This window comes from Streptomyces sp. NRRL S-31, assembly GCF_000718775.1.
In the GTDB taxonomy this organism is placed as follows: Bacteria; Actinomycetota; Actinomycetes; order Streptomycetales; family Streptomycetaceae; genus Streptomyces.
Window position 1 is genome coordinate 1 of sequence record NZ_JOCB01000170.1, and the last position, 7,627, is coordinate 7,627.

The 7,627-nt window shown below is 68.5% G+C and carries 6 protein-coding genes and 2 pseudogenes; 7 read left to right on the forward strand and 1 reads right to left on the reverse strand.

Translation table 11 applies throughout. The features are described 5' to 3' along the window. From IF37_RS0137450 to IF37_RS0137485, 7 genes and pseudogenes are all read left to right on the forward strand, one after another. A pseudogene (locus IF37_RS0137450) lies at positions 1–250 on the forward strand (IS5/IS1182 family transposase); the annotation flags it as partial. Positions 251–340: 90 nt separating this feature from the next. Further along, on the forward strand, positions 341–814 hold the full coding sequence (locus IF37_RS0137455) for a hypothetical protein (protein WP_030753833.1): 474 nt from the start codon (positions 341–343) through the stop codon (positions 812–814). A 1,415-nt stretch (positions 815–2,229) separates the two neighbouring features. Beyond that, on the forward strand, positions 2,230–2,742 hold the full coding sequence (locus IF37_RS0137460; protein WP_052845587.1) for a 2OG-Fe(II) oxygenase: 513 nt from the start codon (positions 2,230–2,232) through the stop codon (positions 2,740–2,742). 5 nt (positions 2,743–2,747) lie between these two features. After that, positions 2,748–3,455: a tRNA-dependent cyclodipeptide synthase gene (locus IF37_RS0137465; RefSeq protein WP_030753840.1), complete on the forward strand. Its 708-nt coding sequence runs from the start codon at positions 2,748–2,750 to the stop codon at positions 3,453–3,455. Positions 3,456–3,490: 35 nt separating this feature from the next. Continuing rightward, positions 3,491–5,047: an MFS transporter gene (locus IF37_RS0137470; protein WP_253915960.1), complete on the forward strand. Its 1,557-nt coding sequence runs from the start codon at positions 3,491–3,493 to the stop codon at positions 5,045–5,047. Positions 5,048–5,620: 573 nt separating this feature from the next. After that, the gene (locus IF37_RS0137480; RefSeq protein WP_030753846.1) at positions 5,621–6,187 is read left to right on the forward strand and encodes a DUF6232 family protein; all 567 of its coding nucleotides are present in this window, start codon (positions 5,621–5,623) and stop codon (positions 6,185–6,187) included. Beyond that, positions 6,184–6,528 carry a hypothetical protein gene (locus IF37_RS0137485; RefSeq protein ID WP_030753849.1) on the forward strand — a complete coding sequence of 115 codons (345 nt, stop codon included), beginning with the start codon at positions 6,184–6,186 and terminating at the stop codon, positions 6,526–6,528. Before IF37_RS0137480 ends, IF37_RS0137485 begins: the two co-directional genes overlap by 4 nt. 24 nt (positions 6,529–6,552) lie before the next feature. Here the strand turns inward: IF37_RS0137485 and IF37_RS40215 are convergent. Further along, a pseudogene (locus IF37_RS40215) lies at positions 6,553–7,394 on the reverse strand (IS5 family transposase). Positions 7,395–7,627 lie beyond the last annotated feature (233 nt).

Genomic DNA, 7,627 nt, shown 5'->3' on the forward strand with positions numbered 1-7,627 from the left:
ACGGGTGCCCCGCCTCGGACCGGGGCGGCCCCGCGTCCGGCCCGACCACGTCATCGGCGACAAGGGCTACAGCTCCCAAGCGATCCGGGTCTGGCTCAGGCGGCGGGGCGTCGGTCACACCATCCCGGAACGGTCCGACCAGATCCGCAGCCGGCTCCGGCGCGGCCATCGCGGCGGGCGCCCGCCGGCCTTCGACAAGCACCTCTGCAAGCGGCGCAACGTGGTCGAACGCTGCTTCAACCGCTTGAAGGCCTGACATATGAAGACAACTCCTAGCCGTTGCCCGGGCGTCCGCGCCGACGTTCCCGTCACTGTGCCCGTAGGTGCTGCAGGTGAAGAGGTGTACGGCAAGACATCGGGCACCCTGCACGGCGGCGTTGCCTGCTCGGCCCGCGCCGCCGCCCTCCACCTGAAGCTCATGGCCGCGGCCCGGGAGTTGCTGGTGCCGTCCCCCGGCCGCGCCGCGCGGACCTTCGAGCTGGCAGTCCTGAAGGAGCCGGGTAAGGCCGAGGCGCGAGAACTGGTCGGCTGGACGGACTCGCGCGCCAACGCGTTCTTCTTCCGCTCTGGCCCGGCCGCCACCCGCTCGACCTCGGGCACGCCGGCTGCCTGGCCTACGCCACCGCGCGCCGACGCACACGCCGCTTCCCGTGCTGACCGAGGTCCCACACCGCTATTTCCCGGCCCGCTGTCCCTGTCGTCCCGGGGCCGCGCGGGGCCGGTCCGGCTCGTACTGCTCCCCGCCCGCCGCCCGGACCGCGCCGTCCCGGCGCCGCGCCCGCCCGCCGGACCGCTGAAATGCTGCTCGATTTAACTCACCACCCGGTCCCCGGCCCCGTCGCCCCGCGCCCCGGTCCGCCGCTGCTGTCCCGGCCGTGCCCTGCGCACCGCCGCTCCGCCTGCGTCTGCCGCTGTTCCGGCAACCGTCCACAGCCAGCCGCCAGGCCCGTGTCCCGCGTTCCCCGCCCGCCGTGCTACTGCGCCCGCCTCGTGCATCCGTGGTCGGTCCGTCCCGGCTGTCGCCCGTGCCGCCGTGCCGACCGTGCCGCCACCGCGCCTCCACAGTCGCCGAGGTGCCGACCTGGTGTCCCGCTCGCTGAGCGGCTGCGGGCGTGGCCCGGACCGACCAGGTGGATGCGCACCTGCGTCCCCCGCCTACTTGCCGCACACCCGGTGCCGTGGACCCGGACAACCGCGCACACGTGTGGCGCTGCGGGTGTGGGGGAGTGTCGGGACCGGATGGCAGCCCTGTTGCGGCTCCTGCCCCGCCCTTCGTCCGCTGAGGGCGCCCGGCTGGCCGCAGGCGCCGCGCCTCGGGTCTTCAGTAGCGGGCCGGGGAGACGCTCGGCTCCCTCCACAACCGCTGCTGTAGACGCTCCGGTGGCGTCCTCAGCTCCTGCACGCTTCGCATAGGCAGCACTCCGCCCAGACGCTGGGCCGCTCTCTTGCCTTCAGGATCTCAGTTGCCCCCTGCCCGGGGTCCGGGAGTGCCGGGTGGACGGGTCAAGCAACCTGTTAACCATCCTCCCGCGGGGCAGAATCTGGCCACGATCTCTTCCAGGTTGCCTGCTCACATTCTGCGCAAGTGCGAATGAATCGGTGAACCATTTTCACCTGGTGATGCCGAATGTTTACGGTGAACCTTAGCCGGTAAACCGGGCGCCCGGAACGGTCTGCCGGGGATGCTAGCGGATTCCTTCGGGCCTCCGCCGCCCGAAGACGCACCCGGGCCGTTACTGTTTCTGGTTTGCGCATGATTGCCCTGCATGTCCACTGCTCTTGGCATATGCCAAAGGCATCAAATGTTACGAGCAGGGGTCGCTTCCGAGCCAGTCACTGATAGTTTCCGGTAGCACGCAACATCGCTTGACTGTCTCGTTGCCAAGTGACTGCAATGGGCATCCATCAGGCCGCTTCCTCTGCGGCGAACCCACCTGGAAAACTGCAAGGGGAAAGTCCATGCCGGAAATCACGGAAACCACTGCCCGCCTCTTCTCGCATGCCGATATCCAATCCGTCATCGACGGAACATGTCTGGCCGTTCACATCCCGCAATTCATGCCGCGTGTCGTCTTGGAGGCCGTCCGGGGAAAGTTAGTTGAGCATCCCGATCGAGGTGGGCTCAGCCAGGCATCGGAGTTCAAGCGTATAGGTTTCGCATTCTCCGAGATAAGCGACGACGCATCTCGTGACCGGTACTACGCGGAAGCTCGGGACAACATCCAGCGCATGCGCGATCTGTTCGCCCCGTACGCCTGTCCCAGCGACGTCCTGCGGCTGCTGCTGGAGGAGGCGTGGGGCGCCGGCGCCCATCTGCTCCAGCTCGACGGACGCAAGGCGTTCATCGGCATCTGCCGCTACCAGGACAAGGACGTCGACCTCAACCCGCACACCGACGCCCTGGAGCGGAACCTGCCCGCCGAGTCCGGTCACTCGCTCAAGGCACAGCTGTCGGCGAACATCTACATCGACATCCCTGAGAGCGGCGGCGAACTGGAGCTGTGGGGCGTCGAGCCCACCGAGGACGAGTACGCCCGCCTGCGCGGCGAGCGCACCTGGGGCATCGACCGGGACAAGGTCGGACCACCCCGCACCGTGATCAAACCGGCCCCCGGTGACCTCCTGCTGCTCAACCCGCGGCAGATCCACGCGGTGCGTCCCTCCGGCGACCGCCCGCGGATCACCCTGGGCCACTTCATCGGCTTCCACGGCGAAGACCGTCCGCTCGAGCTGTGGAGCTGATACCGATGACCGAGTACACCGTGGACGGACGCACCAAGGCCAGCTTCGGGCAGGCCGGCAAAGAGGCCGACCTGGCCGGCCGCCGGACCATCCTGCTGATCAGCGTGGGCCAGCGCTACCACGAGGGCGACAAACTCCGCGCCACCGTGGAACTGCTCAACCGCAGCGGATTCCGCCACGTCACCATCGCGGTGGCGGACACCCTGCAGCGCACCAACTATCTCGAACTGGAACCCGGGGCGGCGCACCGCCGTGCCCTGCGCGAAGGCGACGAATGGCTGGAGCGTAACGGGAAGATTCTCGGCCGGCTCAGCGTGCCCAATGACGTGCTCCGCTGGGACGAGGCACTGCAAGACCCCGATTACCCCGGCTTCCTCCAGCAGGTGGAAAAAGCATACCGGGATGAGCCTCGCTACCGCGCTGCAGTGGACGCAACAATCCACAGATTCATCGACCGCATGGTGGCAAGGGATCCGGGCGTCGACACCGGCCAGGCATTCAAAGCCTGCCTGGCCTACCTCATCGAAGAATGCCCCATCATCCAGCCGATGTGGGCTTACCAGGGATACGACCATGTCGTATACCCGCAACCGATGACGAACGCCATGGCCGAAACCCATCGGCTGTTCGTCGCCCGACAATACCCGGGTAAGGGAGGGTGGCTCTCCCTGAAGTTCAAGAAACGGGCGGCGGCCTCTCCGGCGGCTGCCTGACCGTATACAATCAATCGGCGTAGAGGACGCACTCCGTGACTCCAGCAACAACTGACCGTAAATGGTGGGCCTTCACCGGTGTGGGCCTGATCAGCTTCCTCGGCTGTATCGACCTGACCATCGTGAACACCGCGGCACCGCGCATCCAGGCCGACCTGGGGGCCTCGGTGGCGGAACTGCAGCTCATCGTGAACATGTTCATCGTCGCCCTGTCGATGTTCATGGTGGCCATGGGGCGGTTGGCCGACGCGCACGGCCGCCGCCGCGTCCTCTACGCCGGCACCGTCATCTTCGGCCTGGCCTCGCTCGGTGCCGGACTTGCTCCCGACATCGGCTCGCTGATCGTCTTCCGGTTCCTCCAGGGAGCGGCGTGCGCAATCCTGTACACGTCCACCGGTGCCATCGTGCAGAACGCCTTCCCATCCGAGCAGCGCGGCCGGGCCATGGGCGCCCTGTACGGCGTCAACGGCTTCGGCCTGGCCATCGGCCCGCTGCTCGGCGGGGTCCTGGTGTCGGCGGCGGGCTGGCGCTGGATCTTCTGGCTCAACGTGCCGCTCGTGGCGATCGCCCTCGCCATGTGCTCCTTCAGCGTCCGCGAGTCACGCGACGAAACGGCCACCGGCCGACTGGACTGGCCGGGTCTAGCCCTGTCCAGCCTGGGCATCCCTGCCGCTGTCCTCGCCCTCACCCTCGGCGGCACCTGGGGCTGGACCAGCCCAGCGACGCTGGGCCTCATCGCCTTCGCCGTCGTCGCCCTCGTCGCCTTCGCCCTCGTCGAGCGCCGCAGCAGCGCCCCGCTGCTCCACCTCGGCCTGTTCCGCAAGCCGGCCTTCGTCGCGGCACTCTCCTCCGACTTCGCGCTGGCCTGCTTCTACACCACCGTGCTCTTCCTCGTCCCGCTGTACCTGAGCACGGTGCGAGACCTGGACGGATACGCCACCGGCACCATGCTGCTGCCCAGTACGGCGGTGATGGCCGTACTCTCTCCGTTCATCGGCCGGCTGATCGACCGCTTCGGACCACGACCGCTGCTGGCGGTCGGCTTCGTCGCCTTCGCCGTCTCCGCCCTGCTCCAGACCCAGTTGACCGCTGACACCTCCCTGACGCGGCTGGCGGTCGCACTCGTGGGGATGGGCATCGGCTGGGCCTGTGTCCTTAGTCCGGCGACGGTCTCCGCACTGTCGGCCGTACCGGAAAGGCAGGCAGGTCTGGCAGTCGGCTCCTCGTGGACCTTCCACAACCTCGGCGGCGCGGTGGGCCTGGCCGTCTCCGTAGTCCTCTTCCGTTCCTTCGCCTCCGACCGGCTGGCGACGGAGCTGGTACGGCACCACCAAGAAGGTGGCGCCTGGACCGAATCCGTGGTCACGAACCCGGAGCACGCCACCAGCGTGCTGGCCCGGGAGACCTCCCTCGCTCCCGCTGACATCGACCGGGTCTTCGGCGCGGTCTTCAGCCATGGCATGCAAGCCGCCATGTGGCTGCTGACCGGCATTTCCCTCGCCGCCCTCGCCGTCATCGCGCTGCTGTCCCGCAAGGCGGCCGGCCGGCCGGCGGACGAGCCGGAGAACGTGCCGGCGAGCCAGTCCGCATAGGCGGAACAGGACGCTCCCCGGGCACGCGGTGCCTCCGGGAAGCGCCGCGGTCACTGGCGGCGTTCACCGCCGCCCGCCCAGCCCTGACACCCACCGCAAGGCTGACCGAACAGGCGCCTGGACCAACGACTCGGTCCCCACCACCGAGCAGTCATTCACCCGTGCCCCGGCCGGCCAGTCCTCCGGGACCGCCGCGTGGCTGCGCCGGGGAAGATCCGACTCGGCGCTCCTCGTCGCGTTGGGCCGCAGCCCACCACCGCGGCCGGACTGGACGCCTCGCAGCAACGCCAAAAGAATTGTGACCCGCGTCACTCGTCATTGATCACCGGGAAGACGGCGCTGCTACGTTCGCAGGCGCGGCGGTCGATTGTCGGGTGCCGAGGGGCTGGCTCGCAATGGCGGATTCGGCCTCCTCGAGGTCTCGAACTCGCCTTGTGGCGCCGATGGTTGTGGTACGTAATGAGTGCCACGTCACAGCGGCCCATCTCAGGGGGATGTATGGGGACGCCCGCAACGCCACCACCGAGACCATCCGAACCACCGGCACCGCCCCGCGCGTACGCGGCCGCAGGCGTGCCCGGGCCGAGCCTCCCGCCGCGCGGTGACCTGGTCATCAGCGATCGGCTGCTCTGGGTGAACAGGGCCGCCTACCCTCTGGAGAACATCACCCGCGTCTACACGTTCGTACTGACCCCGCGTCGCGGAGAGGCGTTCGTGCAGTTCCTGAAGCGCGGCGGGGGCACTGTGGTTCTGATCCTCGTCCTGATGCTCTTCTCGGACATGTCGGGCGGGTCGAGCGACTTCGACTCCTCCTCGGGCGACGACGGCGTGATCCAGTTCCTCCTGGTGCTCGCCGTGCTTGTGCTCATCTACTTCTTCGGCGAGATGGCGTCCGTGGTCTTCGCATCGAGTCATTACACGCTTGCCATCGAGACGAACGGCCGGTCCACGGCCCTGGTGGCGGGAGACCCCCGTCATCTCGACGAACTCGTGGTCAAGATCGCCGAGACGATCGACAAGCCGAACGCAGTACTGAGGGCCAGGGTGGAGACCCTGTCGATCACCAACTACGGCAACTACCACTTCGGCGACTCGGTGAACATCTACGGCGGCTCGGGCCACACGGGGGTACTGAAATGAGCGGCGGGGACTTCCAGTTCGGCGACAGGGTCAGCATCGTCGGAGGTCAGGGCCATCGGGGCATCGTCCACCACAACTACGCCGCCCCGCAGCGCACCCTGGAGGAGCAGCTGAGGGAGGTCGTCCAGCTCGCGCTGGCACTGCGCGGCGACGTACACGACGACACGGACCGCGCCTCCATCGACCACGCGCTGCCCGCCCTCGCGGCCGACGCCTCCGCCGAGCCCCCGGCCCGGCGCCGGTCACTGATGGCGCTCGCGGCCATCGCCGCCACGGTCGGCGCGGTAGGTGAACCCCTGCTCGGTTCCGTCAAGGCCGCGCTCGAACTCCTGGGCCGCTGAGAGCTCGCGCAGATAAGCGTGTGCTCATGGACGGCGGTTCGGGCGGTCGTCCCAGCGGTGGGTCGTCCAGGCCCGGCGGATCAGGCTACGGACGGTGATGGTCGTGTCCGCAAGGTCGAAGAAGGCGTCGATGACCGTTGCGCGGCGTTCGTAGCAGCGGGCGAGCCGGTAGAAGGCGTTCTGCCAGGCGTGGGTGCGCTCGACGTGCCACCGTTGGCTGGCCTCGGCGCCTTCTCACCCTTGCGCGCGATGCGGCCGTACAGACCGCGGGTGGCGAGTTCGGTGCGGGTCTTGTCCGAGTCGTAGCCGGCGTCCAGGTGCACGGTGATGTGGTCGGGCAATGGCCCCAGGTCCTCCAGACGGTCCAGGGTCGCGGTAAGCAGCGGGGAGTCGTGGCGGTTCGCTCCGGCCAGGACCCTGCCGAGCGGTATTCCGTAACCATCCGTCATGCCCGAGCGTTTCCAGCACTGTTTGCCGCGATCGACCGGTGAGCGCCCGGCGGCCTCCCCGCCGCCGGGGGCCTTGGTGATGGAGCCGTCGATGGCGATCTGGTCAAGCAGCAGCCCGACGATCCGGTCGTAGGACTCGGGCGCGATCTGCTTCAGGCGGGCGAGGACGCCGAGTGGGATCCACTCGTCGCGGCGGTTGCGGATGGTGGTCGCCGAGCAGGTCGTGTCGGCGATCGCCTGGTAGAAGCAGCCGAACCGGAGCAGCTGCAGCAGCTTGTCGAAGATGATCCGGTCGCTGATGCGGCGGCGGCGGTGGCAGCCCAGCGGATGGGTCGGGTCGACCGTCGGACGCTCGGGCAGCAGCGCCGCGAATTGACCCCAGAGCGGGTCGGTCAGCCATGATGGCAGGACAGGCACAGGTCTCCCCGGTGATCACAGAGCGTCGCAACTCCGTGATCACCTAGACCTGTGCCTGCCTTGCTGTCATGGCTGCCTTGCGCCGCCTATCTGTGCGGCCTCTCAGGGTGACGGCGGGGACCTCGCTCGACAGTCCACCCGGTCCGGCGGTGCAGGGTGCGGCCGGCCGTGCCCTCAGGCGAGGTGCAGGGCGGTGTGCAGGGTGTCCGTGACCTGGATGCGCGCCGCCCTGG

Bases quoted from the DNA above. Each gene is read 5' to 3' on its own strand.
- IF37_RS0137460 (WP_052845587.1), top strand. From the start codon at position 2,230: ATGCGCGATCTGTTCGCCCCGTACGCCTGTCCCAGCGACGTCCTGCGG.
- IF37_RS0137465 (WP_030753840.1), top strand. From the start codon at position 2,748: ATGACCGAGTACACCGTGGACGGACGCACCAAGGCCAGCTTCGGGCAG.
- IF37_RS0137485 (WP_030753849.1), top strand. From the start codon at position 6,184: ATGAGCGGCGGGGACTTCCAGTTCGGCGACAGGGTCAGCATCGTCGGA.